Origin of the sequence: Brucella sp. NBRC 12950 (genome assembly GCF_030268145.1) — a bacterium.
Taxonomy (GTDB): Bacteria; Pseudomonadota; Alphaproteobacteria; order Rhizobiales; family Rhizobiaceae; genus Brucella.
This window is the reverse complement of sequence record NZ_BSQC01000008.1, coordinates 134,083-153,157: the sequence shown is the minus strand read 5'-3', so window position 1 is coordinate 153,157 and position 19,075 is coordinate 134,083. Positions and strand designations below refer to the sequence as shown.

Below are 19,075 nucleotides of genomic sequence, written 5' to 3'. Positions count from 1 at the left end.
TCGAACGCTCTTCTAGCCTGCATTTTGACCAACTAGTCAAGTTTTTGCAAATACTGCAAGAAGATTGAGGCCAAAGAGCCGGGTCGCGGGAACAACATAACATGCGAAGCGCTGGCAGCAATGCCACAGCTTATGCATGCTTGAAATGTGGAGGCAGAGCATATGACGCTCAGCAGCAATCCCAGTTTCAGCAATCTCAAGGTCGATGGTGATCGGCTATGGGACAGCTTGATGGATATGGCCAAAATTGGCCCTGGTATTCGTGGCGGCAATAACCGCCAGACGCTGACCGATGAAGACAGCGAAGGCCGCCAGCTTTTCCAGTCGTGGTGTGAAAAAGCCGGATTGTCGATGACCGTCGACACGATGGGCAATATGTTCTTCCTTCGCCCCGGCGAAGATGCGGATGCTGATCCGGTCTACATGGGCAGCCATCTCGACACACAACCGACAGGCGGCAAATATGACGGCGTGCTCGGTGTGCTTGGCGGGCTTGAAGTCATGCGCACATTGAACGACACCAATATCAAGACAAAGCGCCCTATCGTCGTGGTCAATTGGACCAATGAAGAAGGCACGCGTTTTGCGCCTGCAATGCTCGCTTCCGGCGTTTTCGCCGGTGTGCATGAGCAGGATTGGGCCTATGAACGCACGGACGCCAAAGGCAAGAAATTCATTGATGAGCTGGAGCGTATTGGCTGGAAGGGCGAAGAACCGGTCGGCAAGCGCAAAATCCATTCGATGTTTGAGCTGCACATCGAACAAGGTCCGATCCTTGAGATTGAGAACAAGGACATTGGCGTTGTCACCCACGGTCAGGGACTGTGGTGGTTGCAGGTAACGCTGACCGGCAAAGAAGCGCATACTGGCTCGACGCCTATGAAGATGCGCAAGAATGCAAGCGTAGGGCTGGGCAAGATGCTGCAGCTCGTAAACGAGATTGCGATGTCGCATCAGCCTGATGCCGTTGGCGGCGTGGGCCATATTGAAGTCTCGCCAAACTCACGCAATGTGCTTCCAGGCCAGATCGTTTTCACCGTCGATTTCCGTTCGCCGGATCAAAAAACCCTCGATGCCATGAAAGCGCGATTTGAAACTGAAGCGCCAAAAATCGCCGAAGAACTTGGCATCGGCATTGAAATCGAAGTGGCCGGACATTTCGATCCCGTCACGTTCGATGAGGGCTGCGTCACGGCTATTCGCAATGCAGCCGAACGGCTTGGCTACAGCCACCGCAACATCGTTTCAGGTGCCGGTCACGACGCCTGCTGGATCAATCGTGTAGCACCTACCGCCATGGTCATGTGTCCATGCGTGGATGGTCTCAGCCACAACGAAGACGAAGATATTTCCAAAGAATGGGCATCGGCTGGCGCTGATGTGCTTCTTCATGCCGTATTGGAGACTGCTGAAATTGTGAGTTAGCATTCAGCCCATCCAATACTGCTTAATGTTCGAAACAAAACCAAAAAGGGGAACGCGAACATGGTTAGTTCTGGGGCAAGTAAGGTCATCAAAGGCGGCACCGTCATTACGGCAGACCGCACCTTTAAAGCCGACGTTCTCATCGAAGGCGAGAAGATTGTTGCCGTGGGCGATAATCTGGCCGGCGATGAAACCATCGACGCTTCGGGCTGTTACATCATGCCCGGCGGCATCGATCCGCATACGCATTTGCAGATGCCCTTCATGGGCACCTATTCATCCGACGATTTCGACACCGGCACCGCCGCAGCTCTTGCAGGCGGCACGACGATGGTTGTGGATTTCGTGCTGCCCGGACCTGAAGGCAATCTGCTCGACGCGTTGCAGGAATGGTTCCAGAAGGCAGGTAAGGCCCGCACCGACTATTCTTTCCATATGGCGATCACCGGCTGGAGCGAACGCGCTTTCAATGAAATGCCGGAAGTGGTGAAACGCGGCATCAACACCTTCAAGCACTTCATGGCCTATAAGGGCGCGTTGATGGTCAATGATGACGAGATGTTCGCATCGTTCCAGCGCTGCGCTGAGCTTGGTGCTATGCCGCTTGTTCATGCAGAAAACGGCGACATCGTTGCGCAATTGCAGGCAAAGCTGCTGGCCGCTGGCAATGACGGACCGGAGGCGCACGCCTATTCACGACCGCCGGAAGTGGAAGGCGAAGCGACCAACCGCGCCATCATGATTGCCGATCAGGCCGGTGTGCCGCTTTATGTGGTGCACACATCCTGCGAGCAGGCGCATGAAGCAATCCGCCGCGCACGCCAGAAAGGGATGCGCGTTTATGGCGAGCCGCTCATCCAGCATTTGACGCTTGATGAAAGTGAATATCACAATCGCGATTGGGATTATGCTGCGCGCCGCGTGATGTCGCCGCCATTCCGCGACAAGGTCAATCAGGATAGTCTCTGGGCGGGCTTAGCTGCAGGCAGTCTGCAATGTGTTGCAACCGATCATTGCGCCTTCACGTCCGAACAAAAGCGCCATGGCATCGGCAATTTCACCAAGATCCCGAACGGCACCGGCGGACTTGAAGAACGGCTGCCCGTGCTCTGGACGCGTGGTGTTCGCACTGGTCGTCTCACGCCCAATGAGTTCGTGGCTGTCACCTCAACCAATATTGCGAAGATCCTCAACATCTATCCGCGAAAGGGTGCAATCCTGCCAGGTGCTGATGCCGATATTATCATCTGGGACCCGGAAGCGACCAAGAAAGTCTCCGCCAAGACGCAGCACTCTTCCATTGATTACAATGTCTTTGAAGGTTTTGAGCTGAAAGGGCTGCCGGTCAAGACATTCTCGCGCGGTCGTCTTGCCTTCGACAAGGGGCATGTGACGGCGCAGCCGGGTGATGGACGTTTCGTTGAACGCGAGCCTAACGGCGCGGTCAACCGGGCGCTGTCGCAGTGGAAAGAAATCGTTGCACCGCGCAAAGTGGAACGCAGCGCCGAACATATGCCGATAGGGGTCTGATACATGGCTCTAGCTCAGCTTCGGGAAATGCGCATGAATTTGGAAAACAGCGTTGCCCCGGAGAGGGGCTTGGAAAATGCGCAGACCGTGATCGACATCAAGGATCTGTCACTGGTTTTTGAAACCAATGACGGACCGGTTCACGCGCTGTCGAATATCAATCTCGGCATTCAACGTGGCGAGTTTGTTTCCTTCATTGGACCTTCGGGCTGCGGCAAGACCACATTGATGCGTGTGGTTGCCGATCTCGAACAACCAACATCCGGCTCTGTAACCGTCAACGGCAAGACGCCCGAACAGGCGCGGCTTGACCGCTCTTACGGCTATGTCTTTCAGGCGGCGGCACTGTTTCCGTGGCGCACCATTGAAGACAATATCAGCCTGCCGCTGGAAGTGATGGGATATAGCGCGGCCGATCGCAAAGCGCGGATCGAAAAGAACCTTGCACTGGTGAACCTTTCGGGCTTCGGCAAGAAGTTTCCGTGGCAGCTTTCCGGTGGAATGCAGCAGCGGGCATCGATTGCCCGTGCGCTGTCATTCGATCCGGATATGCTGCTGATGGACGAGCCGTTCGGCGCACTGGATGAGATCGTTCGCGATCACCTCAACGAACAGCTTCTCAAGCTCTGGGCCGCAACGCAAAAGACTGTCATCTTTGTAACCCACTCAATCCCGGAAGCCGTTTTTCTTTCCACCAAAATTGTCGTCATGAGCCCGCGCCCGGGCCGCATTCATGAAATAATCGACTGCGATCTGGGGCCGGATCGAACACTGGATATTCGTGAATCGGAAGCGTTTCTCAAAATCGCCCATCGTGTGCGCGAAGGCCTGCGGCTGGGGCATATTCATGAGTAACCAGCGGGGCATGACCAAACAGCGGGGGCAACAATCGGGTGAAGGGGGGCCGCAATGACAGCCTTTTTTCGCGACAAATTCATTCCGGTGACGACGGTTCTGCTGGCGATCATCGGGCTTTGGTATCTGCTTGCGGTTTTTCTCAACGCTCCGTTTGAGCGTGATCAGGCAGAGCGAGCCGGAACCGAGATTGCATTCTCGACAATCGTTGCCAATACGATGCATCAGGATCGCCCGGTCCTGCCTGCGCCGCACCAGGTCGCGGAAGAAATCTGGAAAACCGTCTTTGACGTGAAACCAAGCTCCAAGCGCAGCCTTGTCTATCATGGCTGGGTGACGCTCTCATCGACATTGCTCGGTTTTGTGCTGGGATCGGCGCTTGGTGTGTTGCTCGCGGTCGGTATTGTGCATTCGCGCACGCTGGACAAAAGCCTGATGCCGTGGATCATCACCTCGCAGACAATCCCCATCCTCGCCATCGCACCGATGATTATTGTGGTGCTGAATGCGATTGGTATTTCGGGCCTGCTACCAAAGGCCATCATATCGACCTATCTTTCCTTCTTCCCCGTTGCGGTGGGCATGGTCAAAGGCCTGCGCTCGCCCGATGTGATGCATCTTGATCTGATGCGGACTTACAATGCATCGCGCAATCAGGTGTTCTGGAAACTACGCTGGCCTGCGGCTATGCCGTTCCTGTTCACATCAATGCAGATTGCAGTCGCTATCAGTCTGGTGGGGGCTATCGTCGGCGAGTTGCCAACCGGTGCGGTTGCAGGTCTTGGCGCGCGTTTGCTGGCAGGTTCTTATTACGGGCAGACGGTTCAGATATGGGCCGCCCTCATCGCAGCAGCCATCATGGCGGGGTTGCTTGTGGCACTTGTCGGGCTGATCGCACGCATCGTCAACCGACGTATGGGTGCGCGACCAGAAAGGGCGGCTGCATCATGATGAACGGCATAATCATTATCGCGCTGATTGCCGTTTCCTGGGCGATTGTGGGCTGGGTGGCAAGCCTTAAGGCGCGCAACCCACACGCCCAAAAGCTGCTGGACATTGCTGTCCCTGCCCTCTTCGGCATAGCGATGCTTCTCCTTTGGGAAGTCACCGTTCGATTGTTTGCCGTGCCGCAGGTGCTCTTGCCTGCCCCGTCAGTCATATGGGCGCGGATTACGAGTTCAGTTCCAATCCTGTGGGCCGACTTCCAGCAAACCTTCATGAAGGCCGTCATCATCGGCTATATCGCGGGCTGTGGACTGGGTTTCATTACGGCGATCATCGCTGATCGCATACCGTTTTTGCGCAAAGGCCTGCTGCCGCTTGGCAATCTTGCTGCGGCCCTTCCGATTGTCGGCGTGGCTCCCATCATGGTGATGTGGTTTGGCTTTGACTGGCAGTCAAAGGCAGCAGTCGTCATCATCATGACCTTCTTCCCGATGCTCGTGAACACAGTTGCGGGACTTGCGGCAAGTGGCTCGATGGAACGCGATCTGATGCAGACCTATGGTTCTAACTACTGGCAGACGCTCATCAAGCTGCGCCTGCCAGCGGCCATGCCCTTCATCTTCAATGCGCTCAAGATCAACTCCACATTGGCGCTGATCGGCGCGATTGTGGCCGAGTTTTTCGGCACGCCGATTGTCGGCATGGGCTTCCGCATATCCGCGGAAATCGGGCGCATGAATGTGGACATGGTCTGGGCCGAAATCTTTGTAGCCGCTCTTGCGGGGTCGCTCTCGTATGGGCTGATCGCGCTGATCGAGCGCAGAATGACATTCTGGCACCCTTCTTACAGGAGAGGATAAGCTTGAATATTCGGCATCTGCAAAAATAAGGCAGAGCCCTAACCAGAGGAGAACTGAAATGAAAAAGGCAATTTCTCTATGCCTTGGAACAGCCGGACTGGCGCTGGCGCTCATGAGCAGCTCGGCAATGGCAGCTGACAAGCTGACCTTGCAGCTCAAATGGGTGACGCAGGGGCAGTTTGCGGGCTACTACGTTGCCAAGGATAAAGGCTTTTATGAAGCCGAAAATCTCGACGTGGACATCAAGCCGGGTGGCCCGGATGTGGCTCCGCCTCAGGTGATCGCCGGTGGTGGTGCTGACGTAGTGGTGGACTGGATGCCGTCTGCGCTCGCCACCCGCGAAAAGGGCGTTCCGCTCGTCAACATCGCGCAGCCATTCAAGAAATCCGGTATGATGCTGACCTGCCGCAAAGACACCAACATCACCAAGCCGGAAGATTTCAAGGGCCGCACGCTTGGCGTTTGGTTCGGCGGCAATGAATATCCATTCTTGTCGTGGATGAGCCATCTGAAAATCCCGACTGAAGGCGGCAAGGACGGCGTGACCGTGCTCAAGCAGGGCTTTAACGTGGATCCACTGATCCAGAAGCAGGCCGACTGCATTTCCACCATGACCTATAATGAATATTGGCAGGTGATTGATGCCGGTATTCCGGCGGATCAGCTCGTCGTATTCCCCTATGAAGAACAGGGCGTCGCCACGCTTGAAGACGGGCTCTACGTGCTCGATAAGAGCCTTGAAGACCCTGCAATGGTCGACAAGCTTGCCCGCTTTGTCCGCGCTTCGATGAAGGGCTGGCAATATGCGTCAGAACATCCTGATGAAGCCGCCGAGATCATTCTCGAAAACGACTCTTCCGGTGCGCAGACACAGGAAGTTCAGGAGCGCATGGTGAAGGAAATCGCCAAGCTGATTGACGGTTCTGACGGCACCCTTGATGTAGCTGCTGCCGACCGGACCGTCGAAACGCTGCTTGGTGGCGGCTCTGATCCTGTCATTACCAAGAAGCCGGAAGGTGCATGGTCCGCAAAGGTAACGGACGCGATGAAGAAGTAAACAAGGCAATTAGAGCGCTGGGCGTCCTATTGGACGCCCAAAGGTCGCTCTGTCTCTTTAAATCCAGAGCATAATTTTACCTTAAACTGATCCAAGTTTAAGGAATTCTGCTCTGAAAAGCCCGGTCTCACGACCGGGCTTTTAACGGGTATTTCTATCCAGAAATACTCTATTCCTTTTCCGCACATCTCGTTCCGAAAACCGGTTCCCACTTTTCGGGATGTGCTTTATTTCAGCTTCTCTTCCAAAGCGACCGCCCTGACCAGCTCGCGTTCAAGCCGTGCTTCTTCTTCAACCTTTGGTTTGGTGAAGCGTCCGAGCAGAAGATAGGCAACCGGCGTCACGAAAAGCGTGGCAATCGTTGCAAGGCCAAGACCGCCAACGATAACCCAGCCGAGTGCGACACGCGCTTCTGCACCCGCGCCGCTTGCCAATACAAGCGGCACACCACCCAGAACCGAACAGATCATCGTCATACAGACCGGGCGCAGCCGGATATTGGCTGCTTCTTCGATGGCCTGACGAACATTCATGCCCTTATCGCGCAACTGATCGGCAAATTCGACGATCAGAATACCGTTCTTGGCCATGATGCCGACCAGCAGCACAAGCCCGATCTGGCTATAGACGTTAAGGCTTGTGCCGGTGAGGATCATCGCAAACACAGCACAGCCGAGGCCCAAAGGCACCGTAGCCATAACGATCAGCGCACTGATGAAGCTTTCAAACTGAGCTGCAAGCACCAGCATGATGATGATGATCGCAAAGCCGAAGACGAGTGCAATGCCCGTTGAGGTTTCGCTCAATGTCGAGGCTTCTGCCAATGGAATGATATGCGCTCCGGGCGGCAGAAGCGGTGCAGCAATTTGCAACGCGGCAGCATAGGCATCGCCTAAGGCAAAGTCGCTGCGAAGGTCGGTCGTGATTGCAACCGAGCGCAGGCGCTCTTCACGGTTCAACTGCGGCGGAACAGCCTTTTCAACGACAGTTGCTATCGAAGACATCGGGACATAGCGACCGTCAGTCGTCTTGAGGAAGACGTTTTCAAGATCGGTCGGATCGTTGATCGGGTTGGTGGTCGAAACAAGCTTCACGTCGAAGCTTCTGTCGCCCACGTAAACCGAGCCGATCTTACGACCATCAAGAACAGACTGAACAGCATTGGCAAGACCGGTAATATCGATGCCGAGATCGGACGCGCGTTCGCGGTTGATTTCGACGGAAAGCTGCGGTTGCGTTGGCTCGACTGACAGGCGCGGCTGCACAAAACGCGGATCTTTTTCGAGCGCTGCAACTATCGCATCAGTCGCTGGACGAAGCTTGGGGTAATCACTGCCAAGAACGGCAAACTGCAAGCCGTTACCTGCACCGCGAATGCCAAGGCTATTCGGCTGAGCAGTGAAAATGCGGACCGCTGTAATCCCGCTTACGCGCGCGGTGATGTCAGCCATGATTTCCTGCTGCGTGCGGCTGCGTTCTTTCCAAGGTGCAAGTGTCAGCACGACAAAGCCGTTGTTTGAAGAACCACCAGAACCGGCAATTGCGTAAGTCGTCTGGATCTCACCGCTATCGCGCAAAGGCTGGATAGCGGCTTCGATTCTGTCGAGCTGCGACTGAAGATATTCTACGCTGATGCCTTGCGGGCCGTTGATGCGAAGAAGCGCTACAGCACGATCTTCGGTCGGCGTCAGTTCCTGTCTGAGCATACCGAAACCGACATAGGATGCGCCAGCGAAGAGCACCGCCACCAGCACCACGATATATGGAGCCGAAAGACAGGCATGGAGGCTCCGGCGATAGAAATTCGCCAAGCCGCTGCCAATGCGGCGCAGGAACTTCGGGCCGTGACCACCGCCTTCAGTAGTCTCCGCACCTTCCTTGAGGAAGCGCGATGCAAGCATCGGACAGAGCGTCAGTGCCACAATCGATGACAACAGAATTGCAATCGCCAGCACGAAACCAAATTCTCGGAACAGACCACCCGCCTGCCCCGGCAGGAAGGAAATCGGCACGAAAACGGCAACGAGCGTCAATGTCGTCGCGATAACCGCAAAGAACACTTCCTGCGTGCCAAGCACAGCTGCTGCACGCGGCCCCATGCCCTGATTGCGTCGTCGGACAATATTTTCGAGCACGACAATCGCGTCATCCACCACAAGGCCTGTGGCGAGCACCAGCGCAAGCAGCGTGAGAATATTGACCGAGAAACCCGTCAGATAAATCGCGGCAATCGTACCGATAAGGGCGACCGGCATGGCCAGAGCGGGGATAAGCGTTGCGCGGATATCCCACAGAAACATGAAAATAATCACGACCACGATAATGACCGAAGCAATCAGCGCGATTTCGACCTCATGGATAGCGCCATTGATGAAGCTGGCATCGTCACTGGTGACGGTCACGTCCACACCCGGTGGCAAGGTGTTCTTCAAATTTGCAACAGCGGCACGAACGCCTTCGGAAATATCGAGCGTATTCGACTGTGCCTGACGCAAGATACCCAGGCCGATTGCTGTCTTCCCGTTGGAACGAACAGCGGAGCTTTCCACATCCGGACCAAGCGTTACTGTCGCCACATCGCGTATCTGGGTGCGGCCTTTGATATAGACGTTTTCAAAATCCTCCGGCCGTTCAAGATTGGCCGTTGCACGAACCACAATTGACTGATCTGAACTGCGCAGCGAGCCTGCAGGCGCATCAAGCCCCATGGAAGACAGTGCGCTGGAAAGATCCGCAATGGTCAGGCCGTAGCTTGCAAGGCGCGCCTGATTGATATCAATGCGGAAAATCTTGTCGCGATCACCATTGATCTGCACATCGGCCACGCCAGGAACAGCTGAAAGGACATCCTGGATCTGATCTTCCACCAGTACCGTCATATCGTCGACGGCCATCGTGTCGGAGGTGACAGCGAGGCGCATTACCGGATCAGCATTGGAGTCGGCTTTGATGATGCGGGACGGATCGGCTTCTTCTGGCACGTCGTTGGCAACACGCGAAATCGCGTCGCGCATGTCGGCGGCAGCGACATTGAGATCAACACCGTCGTTGAACTCGACTGTGACACGGCTGCGCTCGAAAGACGAAGAAGAAGAAATCGTTTTAACGCCCGATACGCGGGCGACCGCGTTTTCGAGAACCTGCGTGAGCTGTCGATCGATCGTTTCCGCCGAAGCACCACTAAAATCGGTGCTGATGGTAACGACAGGACGGTCCACATCGGGCAATTCACGAATATCGACGCCAGTGAAGGCCGCCATACCCGCTACAATAATCAGAACGTTGATGACGAAGGCAAAGACCGGACGGCGGATGAAAAGCGCCGTCGATCCGCCATTGTTTCCGGATTTCGAATTAGGATTGCTCACGCTTTATCCTCACCCTGCAACGCGGCTTTTGGCGGCGGGATCAATGCGGGCTGTCCCCTGCTCGTCCTGCAGACGCACCGGCGCATCATCGCGTACGGTTTGCACGCCCTGCGTAACGATCATGTCGCCTTCCTTAACGGAGCCATCGATCAGGATGTTGGTCGAGTTACGCTGCACGATGCGCGCGGATACTTTCTTTGCAACACCTTCTTCAACGCGCCAGACATAAGAGCCATCTGCTCCCCACTGAATGGCCAGCGGATCAACAGAAGGATAACTGTTGCCCGGGAAAAGAACAGTGACCGAGAATGACATGCCCGCACGCAAGCGGTCCTGTTCATTGTTGATTTCGGCGCGCACATGCAGCGTACGGCTTGCCTCATCAAGCATGTTGTCCACGGCGTTGATTTCGCCCTTATCCGTTACGCCCGGAAAAGCGGTAGACTCTGCAGTAAGCGGCTGGCCGACCTTGATTTGCGGAGCAAAACGTTCAGGCACCCAGATGTCGATCAGCACTTTGGAGCGGTCATCAATTCGGGCAATGGATGTCTGTGCAGTGACATAGTTACCGGCGTTTACCGGGAGAATACCGACAATACCGGTAATTGGCGCGCGCACGGTACGGCGGCTCAACGCAAGCTGCGCATCATCAAGAGCGAGCTTGGCATTGGACAGGGCCAGATCGGCTTCAACTTCCTGCACGACGGTTGCGGTATTTGTGGAGCGCAGCCGTGCAATACGCTGACGGGTGGTTTCAGCATCTTTCAGTGCGATCTGCGCTTTATTGACTGCAATCGTTTCGGTCTCATTGTCGAGGATCGCAATCGGATCACCTGCCTTGATGGCATCGCCTGCCTTAACGAGCAGCTCATTCATATAGCCGCTCGAATAAGGTGTGACAGAAACCGTGCTGAGAGCGCGGGCTGAACCGATGGCCGTCAGACGATTGTTGATTGTCTCTTCGCCTGCTGGCTCAACCACGACCAGCGGAGCTGCACGACCGGAAGATCCACCCGATTGCGCACCATGCTTCTGCTGCCCAGAGGCTTCACCCGAAGCCGTCTGTGTCGAAGAGTCTTTGTTTTTATATATGTACCAGCCGCCACCGGCGGCAATAATGATAAGCAGGCACAGAACAATCTGCTTCCAAGACTTCATTCAACTCTCCGGCAAGGCATTGTCGCTTAGGCAACGCGCCTCTCATTCAAATCATTCATATTCAGGTTGGGCGCAGGATATGCAGCAAACAGTATCAAAATAATGATCGCCCCAATAGGTTGCATCGGAATTGCAACAATCGAAGCGTCACGGATTTTCCCATTTGCGAGTTTGCACAGACCGATTCGGCACGTCGAGTTAAATTTCGGTAATGCTTGCGGCCAACTTCTTTCAATCAATTTAGACAAAGGCCGTTGGAATTAACTTGCGCCTCCATATATAGAAGACGACATTTATATGTATCGCATTGTGTGAGCTTACTGAGATTGGGCACGGCCGCATTGCAGCCAGACAGCCTGTCAATTTGGATTTAACGTATGGCGGCTGTTGAAAAGACCATGGATACGGCTGGTGTCGTCGCGGATGCGGCCACACATTCACCAACTATGGCTTCACCACAGGATGACAAGACCTCACCGATCCATTTTACGCGTCTGCGCTGGCGTAACCGGCTTTCGAGCAAGCTTCTCATTCTCACCGCACTTGCCGTTCTCATTGCAGAAGTGCTGATCTTTGTTCCATCCATCGCGAATATGCGCGTACGCTGGATGAGTTCGCGCCTTGATACGGTGGATGCTGTCAGCGAAGTGCTGATTGCCAGCGGCAACATCAATATTCCGCGCGAAGTGCAGGATAAGGTGCTGCTTGCGACCGGCACCAAGGCAATTGCTTTGCGTGAAGCGGGCGCATCGCATCTTCTGGCAATGAGTGAAATGCCCGGCAATATCGATCAGGTGGTCGATCTCAATAATATAAGTGAAGCTGCAGCGATCTGGGACGCGTTTGGAACGCTCTTTAACGGTGGTAATCGCACTTTGCGCATTTATGGCTCAAACCCGCCATCCGCTAATCCAGGACGCATCATCGAAATCGTCACTTCCGATGCGCCGCTTCGCCATGCCATGCTGAGTTATGCAACCAATGTTGCAATCATCTCGCTTCTTATCTCGGTCATTGCCGCGAGCCTCATCTATCTCATCATCCATGAGATGCTGCTGCGTCCCGTCCGTCTGATGCATCGCAATATGATCGATTTTGCATCGGCGCCTGACAATCCGACGCGAATCCTTGTGCCCGAAAACCGCAAGGATGAGTTCGGCATTGCACAAAGGCAGATCGCGCATATTCAAAGTGATCTGCAGCGTACCCTGAAAGAGCAGAAACATCTGGCCGATCTCGGTCTTGCTGTTTCCAAGATCAATCATGACATGCGCAACATTCTGGCCTCCGCACAGCTCATGTCGGACCGTCTTGCTGATACCAGAGACCCGATGGTGCAGCGCTTTGCGCCGAAGCTCATTCACACGCTGAGCCGCGCCATCAACTATTCAGAGAGCGTGATGGCTTATGGCCGCTCGCAGGAAGCACCGCCTGCGCCGCGCCGCGTACAGCTTGCCACTGTCATTCTCGATGTGCAGGAAACACTTAATCTCAACAAGGAGAGCGGCATCGAGTTCGAAAACCTCATTCCGGGTGATTTCGAACTGAATGTCGATTCCGAGCAGCTCTTCCGTGTGCTTCATAATCTGTGCCGGAATTCGGTGCAGGCAATGGAGCGCGACCAGCGTAGCGATGTGTCCACCGTAAAGCGCCTCACCCTTTCTGCAGGCAGAATCGGAACCACGACAATCATCGGCGTGGAAGACACCGGCCCCGGCCTGCCGCAAAAGGCGCGCGACAATCTCTTTACCGCCTTCAAGGGCTCAACACGCAGCGACGGCACGGGTCTTGGCCTGGCAATCGCGCAGGAACTGGTTCGTGCGCATGGTGGCACGATCGAATTGCGCGAAGATCGTCCGATCGGTGCACATTTCGAGATTCGCCTTCCCGACCTTCCAAACTGGAATGACAGACGAAGCAGCCGATCTGAGAGCGAAGTCGCCTGATTTTTTACAGCGCAGCCAAAAAAATGTGCGTGAAATCAGAATGTTGCAGCATGTGATTCCTGCCCATGACTGCCTTCATACGAGTGCAGCGCGGGCTTATCCCGCTATGAGTTAGTTTTCCACGCTCTAATACACAGAGGAAAAGCCCGGAAATCCGGGCTTTGACAAGAAAACTTCACAGAACTTCATTTTTTTCTCAGAAGACGCTTGCATTTAGCAATCTGTCCGATTATCAACCGCCCATCGCCGCAGCAGACGCGGCACAGGCAAGCACCCGTAGCTCAGCTGGATAGAGCACCAGACTACGAATCTGGGGGTCAGAGGTTCGAATCCTTTCGGGTGCGCCATTCTTCTTCAAAGAAAATAAAATAGAAATTGTAACAGTTAGCCAACAGGCTTTCTGTTTAATTTCAATGATTTACGGCTTTGGTCCGCTTATCCCAAAACATCCCGACATTTGAGATGCCGCAGTTCTTTGCGCGAGAAAGTTCGTGTGTAACGCGCTCGAATGCGTTTGCAGCAATGCGCGAATGAACGCATCAGATCGCCAAGTTTTAGTTTGATTTTTGTGTGTGGGGAGACGCGTTTTTGTTCCCACTTTGGGAAGAAGACTGGTGCTGCGAGAGAGGATTGAACTCTCGACCTCTCCATTACCAATGGAGTGCTCTACCACTGAGCTACCGCAGCATTCTCTTGAACGCGGCGGACTTCTGACACATCATTACGCAAATCGCAAGCAACCAATCGCAATTATTTTCACATAATGTGGAAATCCCCTGTCAACCGCCACAGAAGGCGCTTTTCCCGCGCATTTTGCCGTAGTAAACACCCCTCATGAGCGAAGATAACACCCACGACGAGAAGAAAAATCAGGCGGACAGGCGCAAAAAGCGGCTTGCAGAGGAGCTTCGTGCGAATCTGATGCGTCGCAAAGCGCAAACCCGTTCGCGTCGTTCCGGCGATGCCGATGAACGCAACACCGGTATTACCGCTGGCAAAGACGACACCGATTAACGTGCGATTCAATTTTCCGGATTAGCATATCAGGCGGAACGAAAACGCAGCCGGCAAAGCCTTCCTTGAAGATAGGGAGCAGCTGCGGTAAAAGCGCAATTCAATCTTGCTGGCGTTGCCGCACGACTATGATTCGTGACCGACGTAATTCCGCCGTAAGAACAGTCATTTCATACAGCAGCACCGCGGGCCTCAGAGTCGCGGCACTTGCAAATATCGATTGCCGGGCAATAGCTTCGGCCCAAAAGGTGAAACAGCATGGATCGCATCAAAATCGTCGGCGGCAACAAGCTCAATGGCGTCATTCCTATCTCTGGCGCGAAAAATGCAGCGCTGCCTCTGATGATCGCCTCCCTCCTCACCGACGATACGCTGACGCTTGAGAACGTGCCGCACCTCGCCGATGTCGAGCAGCTGATCCGCATTCTTTCCAATCACGGCGTCGATTATTCGGTAAACGGCCGCCGTGAACATCAGAACGGCGCCTACTCGCGCACCATCCATTTCACAGCCCGCAATATTGTCGATACCGTTGCTCCTTATGAGCTGGTTTCCAAGATGCGCGCGAGCTTCTGGGTCATCGGGCCACTTCTGGCGCGTATGGGCGAAGCAACCGTTTCTCTGCCAGGCGGTTGCGCCATAGGCACGCGTCCGGTTGACCTCCTTCTTGAGTGCCTTCAGGCGCTCGGCGCTCAGATCGACATCGAAAACGGTTATGCCAAGGCGCGCGCGCCACAGGGCGGCCTTATCGGCGCACGCTATCGCTTCCCGAAGGTTTCGGTCGGCGCAACCCACGTCATGCTGATGGCAGCCGTGCTTGCCAAGGGCGAAACGATTATTGAAAATCCTGCGCGTGAGCCGGAAGTGGTTAATCTGGCCGACTGTCTCAACGCCATGGGTGCAAAAATCACCGGTGCAGGCACCGAAACGATCCATGTTCAGGGCGTGACCAGCCTTTCTGGCGCACGCGTTCGCGTCATTCCTGATCGTATCGAAACCGGCACCTATGCCATGGTTGTTGCGATGACTGGCGGCGATGTGCTGCTCGAAGGTGCAGAAGCAAGCCAGTTGACCGCAGCACTCGACACGCTGCGTCAGGCTGGTGCCGAAATCACCGAAACCAATAGCGGTCTGCGTGTTGTTCGTAATGGACACGGCATTCACCCGGTTGATGTGACCACCGATCCATTCCCTGGCTTCCCGACCGATCTTCAGGCTCAGTTCATGGGCCTGATGACAAAAGCAAAGGGCACCTCGCGCATTACTGAAACGATTTTCGAAAACCGTTTCATGCATGTTCAGGAACTGGCACGTCTTGGTGCGAAGATTTCGCTTTCCGGCCAGACTGCAACTGTTGAAGGCGTGGAACGCCTCAAGGGCGCACAGGTCATGGCTACCGATCTGCGTGCATCTGTTTCGCTTGTTATCGCGGGTCTTGCTGCCGAAGGCGAAACCGTCGTCAACCGCGTCTATCACCTTGATCGTGGCTTTGAGCGTCTGGAAGAGAAGCTCTCGCGTTGCGGTGCGAATGTTGAGCGTATCAGCGGTTAAAGCATTTCCAGCAAAAGTGCGAAGCGGTTTTGCATAAGGATAATGCGTAAAAACAAAAAAATTGAGCGGTTCCAACGATTCAATATTAACTGGAACCGCTCTGAAGAGCTGAAAGCCGGAATTGCCAAAAGCATTCCGGCTTTTCTTTCATTCCGGGCTTATTAATCAACAGGCTGAAAAGCCTGTCGATTTTTTTGTGCTGGCATGTAAAGTGGCACTTACAACATCTGAAAATAGCAGGGAACAACGTAAGATATGGAAATGTTGAAGCTTGTGGCGCTGGATGAAGAAGATTTGCAGGTCCTGTCCGCCCATCTTCAGGATGCGGTTCTGAAAGTATCAGACCTGCAATATCTGGCCACGGACAAACGCTTCCTTCTCACTGCCAATCGCTTTGCGTGGGAAGAGTCGAAGCCCAAACTGTTCCGCAAACCGCAATATCAGCGTCGCCGCACCACTTTGCATTTCAATCGCGTAACCGCAGTCAAAGGCAGCGGCATCGACCGGCAGAAGACGGAAGAAGTTCTTTCGCTGCTCGCCATTCGCTTTGTTCCCGGCGAAGCACCTGCCGGAACATTGGAACTGACTTTCTCGGCAAATGCGGCTATCCGTCTGGATGTAGAATGCATTGAAGCGCAGCTAACGGATCTGGGGCCTGCATGGGAAACAAATTCCCTGCCGCGACATGACGCCTGATTGCTGCTCAAAACCGCTTCACATACCTGACGGGCACCGCCCAGACTGAAAATTAAAGGAATACCAGCGTGGTTACGACGCTCAGACAAGCCGATGCCGATTTTGAAAAGAACTTTGCAGCTCTCCTTGCGGGCAAGCGCGAAGTTTCTGAAGATGTGGATCGTGCTGCCCGCGAAATCGTCGATCGTGTGCGCCGTGAAGGCGATTCCGCACTCATTGAATACTCCCAGCGTTTCGACCGTATTGATCTGAACAAGACCGGCATCCGTGTGACGGAAGCTGAAATTGATGCGGCTTTCGATGAAGCGCCAGCTTCGACCATTGAAGCGCTGAAGCTCGCTCATGAGCGCATTGAAAAACATCATGCGCGGCAGTTGCCGAAAGATGACCGCTACACCGATGCGCTCGGCGTTGAACTCGGTTCACGCTGGACGGCGATTGAAGCTGTCGGCCTTTATGTGCCGGGCGGCACGGCAAGCTACCCAAGCTCAGTGCTGATGAATGCTGTGCCTGCGAAGGTTGCCGGTTGCGAGCGCATCGTGATGGTTGTCCCCTCGCCCGATGGTAAGCTGAATCCGCTGGTTCTGGTTGCTGCGCGTCTTGCCGGTGTTTCAGAAATCTATCGTGTTGGCGGCGCGCAGGCTGTCGCAGCTCTGGCCTATGGTACGGAAACGATTGCGCCGGTTGCGAAAATCGTTGGCCCGGGCAATGCATATGTTGCAGCCGCCAAGCGCATTGTTTTCGGTACGGTCGGCATCGACATGATCGCCGGACCTTCGGAAGTGCTGGTGATTGCCGACAAGGACAACAATCCAGACTGGCTGGCCGCAGACATTCTTGCGCAGGCTGAGCATGACACGGCCGCGCAATCGATCCTGATGACCAATGACGAGCCTTTCGCAAAGGCCGTCGAAGAAGCTGTCGAACGCCAGCTCAAAACTTTGCCGCGCGCTGAAACAGCGGCCGCAAGCTGGCGCGATTTTGGCGCGGTCATTCTGGTTGATGATTTTGAAGCGGCCATTCCACTGGCCAACCGCATTGCTGCCGAGCATCTGGAAATCGCGACCGCCGATCCGGAAGCGCTTTTGCCAAAAATCCGCAATGCTGGCTCGGTGTTTATCGGAGCCTATACGCCGGAAGTGATCGGCGATTATGTCGGCGGCTGCAACCACGTTCTGCCAACAGCACGTTCAGCGCGATTCTCGTCCGGCCTCTCGGTTCTGGATTACATGAAGCGCACGTCGCTTCTGAAGCTCGGCCCCGACCAGCTGCGTGCGCTTGGGCCAGCAGCCATTGAAATCGCCCGCGCAGAAGGCCTTGATGCCCACGCGCAATCCGTCGCCATCCGGCTCAATCTATGAGGGATCATGACCGCCGGCGTTCCTAATGCCCGATTGATCGACATCGAGCTGGATGAATCCATCGGCCGCTCGACGCCTGATGTCGAGCATGAACGCGCAGTCGCGATTTTTGATCTGATTGAAGAAAACGCTTTCCACCCGGTCGGAGACGATATGGGTGGCCCATACAAACTGAAACTCTCCTTGATGGAATCGCGCCTGATTTTTTCCATCATGCGGGAAAGTGGCGATGTGGTTGCGACTCACATTCTATCGCTGACGCCACTTCGCCGAGTGGTGCGTGATTATTTCATGGTTTGCGAAAGCTATTATGAAGCGATCCGTTCAGCGACTCCCAGCAAGATCGAAGCCATCGATATGGGACGGCGTGGCTTGCACAATGAAGGGTCACAAGTTCTGCAAACACGACTGAACGGCAAGATTGAAGTCGATTTTACAACCGCTCGGCGGCTTTTCACGCTCGTCTGCGTGTTGCACTGGCGGGGCTGATCCTTAATGCGTGTTGAGGACGTGATCGCCACACCGGAAGAAACAGAGGTCCAGAAACGGCCAACTTCCGTACTTTTCGTTTGCGGCAAGAACGCGATCCGCTCACCAATTGCCGAGCTTCTTGCAAGAAAGCTGTTGCCACCCAATATGTATATAGCCTCTGCGGGCGTGCAACGCGGCGAGCGCGACCCCTTTGTCGATGCGGTTCTGAATGAAGAAGGGCTGTCGCTCGACAATCGGCAACCGCGCGGACTGGAAGAGCTGGCGGACGGCTATTTCGACCTTATCATTACATTGACCCCGCTTGCGCATCATACCGTGCTTGAACGAATGCGCGGTTTTTCGGTCGATGTGGAATATTGGCCGACACCGGACCCGACCCTTGTTACCGGCAGTCGCGAGCAGATCATGAACGCTTATCGTGATGTGCGAGACCGCTTAAAGCGCCAAATCACGGCTAGATTGGCCCCGAATTAACATCACCCAATTCGGTTGTTCACAAATGCCGCCTAATCATATAGGTTCCGGCCAAATTTAAAGCTGCGGCCCGGTTTCGGGCCATTTTATCAAAGAAAGAAACAGGTATCGTATGCCGAAAGAAGAAGTCCTAGAATTTCCAGGCGTTGTTACGGAACTGCTGCCAAATGCAATGTTCCGCGTGAAGCTCGAAAACGACCATGAAATCATCGCCCACACTGCTGGTCGTATGCGCAAGAACCGCATCCGTGTTCTCGCTGGCGATAAGGTTCTGGTCGAAATGACCCCTTACGACCTGACCAAGGGCCGTATTACCTACCGCTTCAAGTAAGCCTCAACTCGC

At 54.7% G+C, this 19,075-nt stretch carries 16 protein-coding genes and 2 tRNA genes; 15 read left to right on the top strand and 3 right to left on the bottom strand.

The annotated features are described in order from the left end of the window. The first annotated feature begins 162 nt into the window (after positions 1–162). Genes QSJ70_RS14960 through QSJ70_RS14935 form a run of 6 tightly spaced genes read left to right on the top strand, consistent with a single transcriptional unit; the run spans position 163 to position 6,672 of the window. Complete coding sequence (locus QSJ70_RS14960; RefSeq protein ID WP_285537500.1) at positions 163–1,425, top strand: Zn-dependent hydrolase; 1,263 nt, start codon at positions 163–165, stop codon at positions 1,423–1,425. A 60-nt stretch (positions 1,426–1,485) separates the two neighbouring features. Continuing rightward, positions 1,486–2,955, top strand: a complete 1,470-nt coding sequence (gene hydA / locus QSJ70_RS14955; protein ID WP_285537499.1) for a dihydropyrimidinase — start codon at positions 1,486–1,488, stop codon at positions 2,953–2,955. Positions 2,956–2,988: 33 nt separating this feature from the next. Then, complete coding sequence (locus QSJ70_RS14950; RefSeq protein ID WP_064320130.1) at positions 2,989–3,810, top strand: ABC transporter ATP-binding protein; 822 nt, start codon at positions 2,989–2,991, stop codon at positions 3,808–3,810. A gap of 54 nt (positions 3,811–3,864) precedes the next feature. Beyond that, positions 3,865–4,761 (top strand): ABC transporter permease, encoded by an 897-nt coding sequence (locus QSJ70_RS14945; RefSeq protein ID WP_285537498.1) that lies wholly within the window; start codon positions 3,865–3,867, stop codon positions 4,759–4,761. Then, positions 4,758–5,615 carry an ABC transporter permease gene (locus QSJ70_RS14940; RefSeq protein ID WP_285537497.1) on the top strand — a complete coding sequence of 286 codons (858 nt, stop codon included), beginning with the start codon at positions 4,758–4,760 and terminating at the stop codon, positions 5,613–5,615. The genes QSJ70_RS14945 and QSJ70_RS14940 overlap by 4 nt, the downstream gene beginning before the upstream one ends. 58 nt (positions 5,616–5,673) lie before the next feature. Further along, positions 5,674–6,672: an ABC transporter substrate-binding protein gene (locus QSJ70_RS14935; protein WP_079211463.1), complete on the top strand. Its 999-nt coding sequence runs from the start codon at positions 5,674–5,676 to the stop codon at positions 6,670–6,672. A gap of 227 nt (positions 6,673–6,899) precedes the next feature. On the opposite strand, the gene QSJ70_RS14930 is transcribed toward QSJ70_RS14935, so the two are convergent. After that, positions 6,900–10,040 carry an efflux RND transporter permease subunit gene (locus tag QSJ70_RS14930; RefSeq protein WP_285537496.1) on the bottom strand — a complete coding sequence of 1,047 codons (3,141 nt, stop codon included), beginning with the start codon at positions 10,038–10,040 and terminating at the stop codon, positions 6,900–6,902. A gap of 9 nt (positions 10,041–10,049) precedes the next feature. Next, a complete protein-coding gene (locus QSJ70_RS14925; RefSeq protein WP_285537495.1) occupies positions 10,050–11,198 on the bottom strand; it encodes an efflux RND transporter periplasmic adaptor subunit in 1,149 nt (382 codons plus the stop codon). A 377-nt stretch (positions 11,199–11,575) separates the two neighbouring features. Here QSJ70_RS14925 and QSJ70_RS14920 point away from each other — a divergent pair, with 377 nt between their 5' ends. Beyond that, complete coding sequence (locus tag QSJ70_RS14920) at positions 11,576–13,144, top strand: sensor histidine kinase (RefSeq protein WP_007873440.1); 1,569 nt, start codon at positions 11,576–11,578, stop codon at positions 13,142–13,144. Between the two features lie 270 nt (positions 13,145–13,414). Further along, positions 13,415–13,491: transfer RNA gene (locus QSJ70_RS14915), tRNA-Arg, on the top strand. Positions 13,492–13,756: 265 nt separating this feature from the next. Here QSJ70_RS14915 and QSJ70_RS14910 read toward each other — a convergent pair. Next, positions 13,757–13,831, bottom strand: a tRNA-Thr gene (locus QSJ70_RS14910). A gap of 147 nt (positions 13,832–13,978) precedes the next feature. Between QSJ70_RS14910 and QSJ70_RS14905 the strand changes: the two genes are divergently transcribed. The 7 genes from QSJ70_RS14905 to infA all read left to right on the top strand — a co-directional run bounded on the left by QSJ70_RS14905 (position 13,979) and on the right by infA (position 19,063). After that, positions 13,979–14,158 (top strand): hypothetical protein, encoded by a 180-nt coding sequence (locus QSJ70_RS14905; RefSeq protein ID WP_007873438.1) that lies wholly within the window; start codon positions 13,979–13,981, stop codon positions 14,156–14,158. A gap of 258 nt (positions 14,159–14,416) precedes the next feature. Continuing rightward, positions 14,417–15,709 (top strand): UDP-N-acetylglucosamine 1-carboxyvinyltransferase, encoded by a 1,293-nt coding sequence (gene murA, locus QSJ70_RS14900; protein ID WP_285537494.1) that lies wholly within the window; start codon positions 14,417–14,419, stop codon positions 15,707–15,709. A gap of 255 nt (positions 15,710–15,964) precedes the next feature. After that, a complete protein-coding gene (locus QSJ70_RS14895; protein ID WP_285537493.1) occupies positions 15,965–16,405 on the top strand; it encodes a DUF2948 family protein in 441 nt (146 codons plus the stop codon). A 68-nt stretch (positions 16,406–16,473) separates the two neighbouring features. Then, the gene (hisD, locus tag QSJ70_RS14890; protein WP_112804680.1) at positions 16,474–17,766 is read left to right on the top strand and encodes a histidinol dehydrogenase; all 1,293 of its coding nucleotides are present in this window, start codon (positions 16,474–16,476) and stop codon (positions 17,764–17,766) included. Between the two features lie 6 nt (positions 17,767–17,772). Continuing rightward, positions 17,773–18,255 (top strand): UPF0262 family protein, encoded by a 483-nt coding sequence (locus tag QSJ70_RS14885; RefSeq protein ID WP_064320123.1) that lies wholly within the window; start codon positions 17,773–17,775, stop codon positions 18,253–18,255. A 6-nt stretch (positions 18,256–18,261) separates the two neighbouring features. Next, on the top strand, positions 18,262–18,732 hold the full coding sequence (locus QSJ70_RS14880; RefSeq protein ID WP_064320122.1) for an arsenate-mycothiol transferase ArsC: 471 nt from the start codon (positions 18,262–18,264) through the stop codon (positions 18,730–18,732). A gap of 112 nt (positions 18,733–18,844) precedes the next feature. Then, positions 18,845–19,063 (top strand): translation initiation factor IF-1, encoded by a 219-nt coding sequence (infA, locus tag QSJ70_RS14875; RefSeq protein ID WP_007873428.1) that lies wholly within the window; start codon positions 18,845–18,847, stop codon positions 19,061–19,063. Positions 19,064–19,075: the final 12 nt, after the last annotated feature.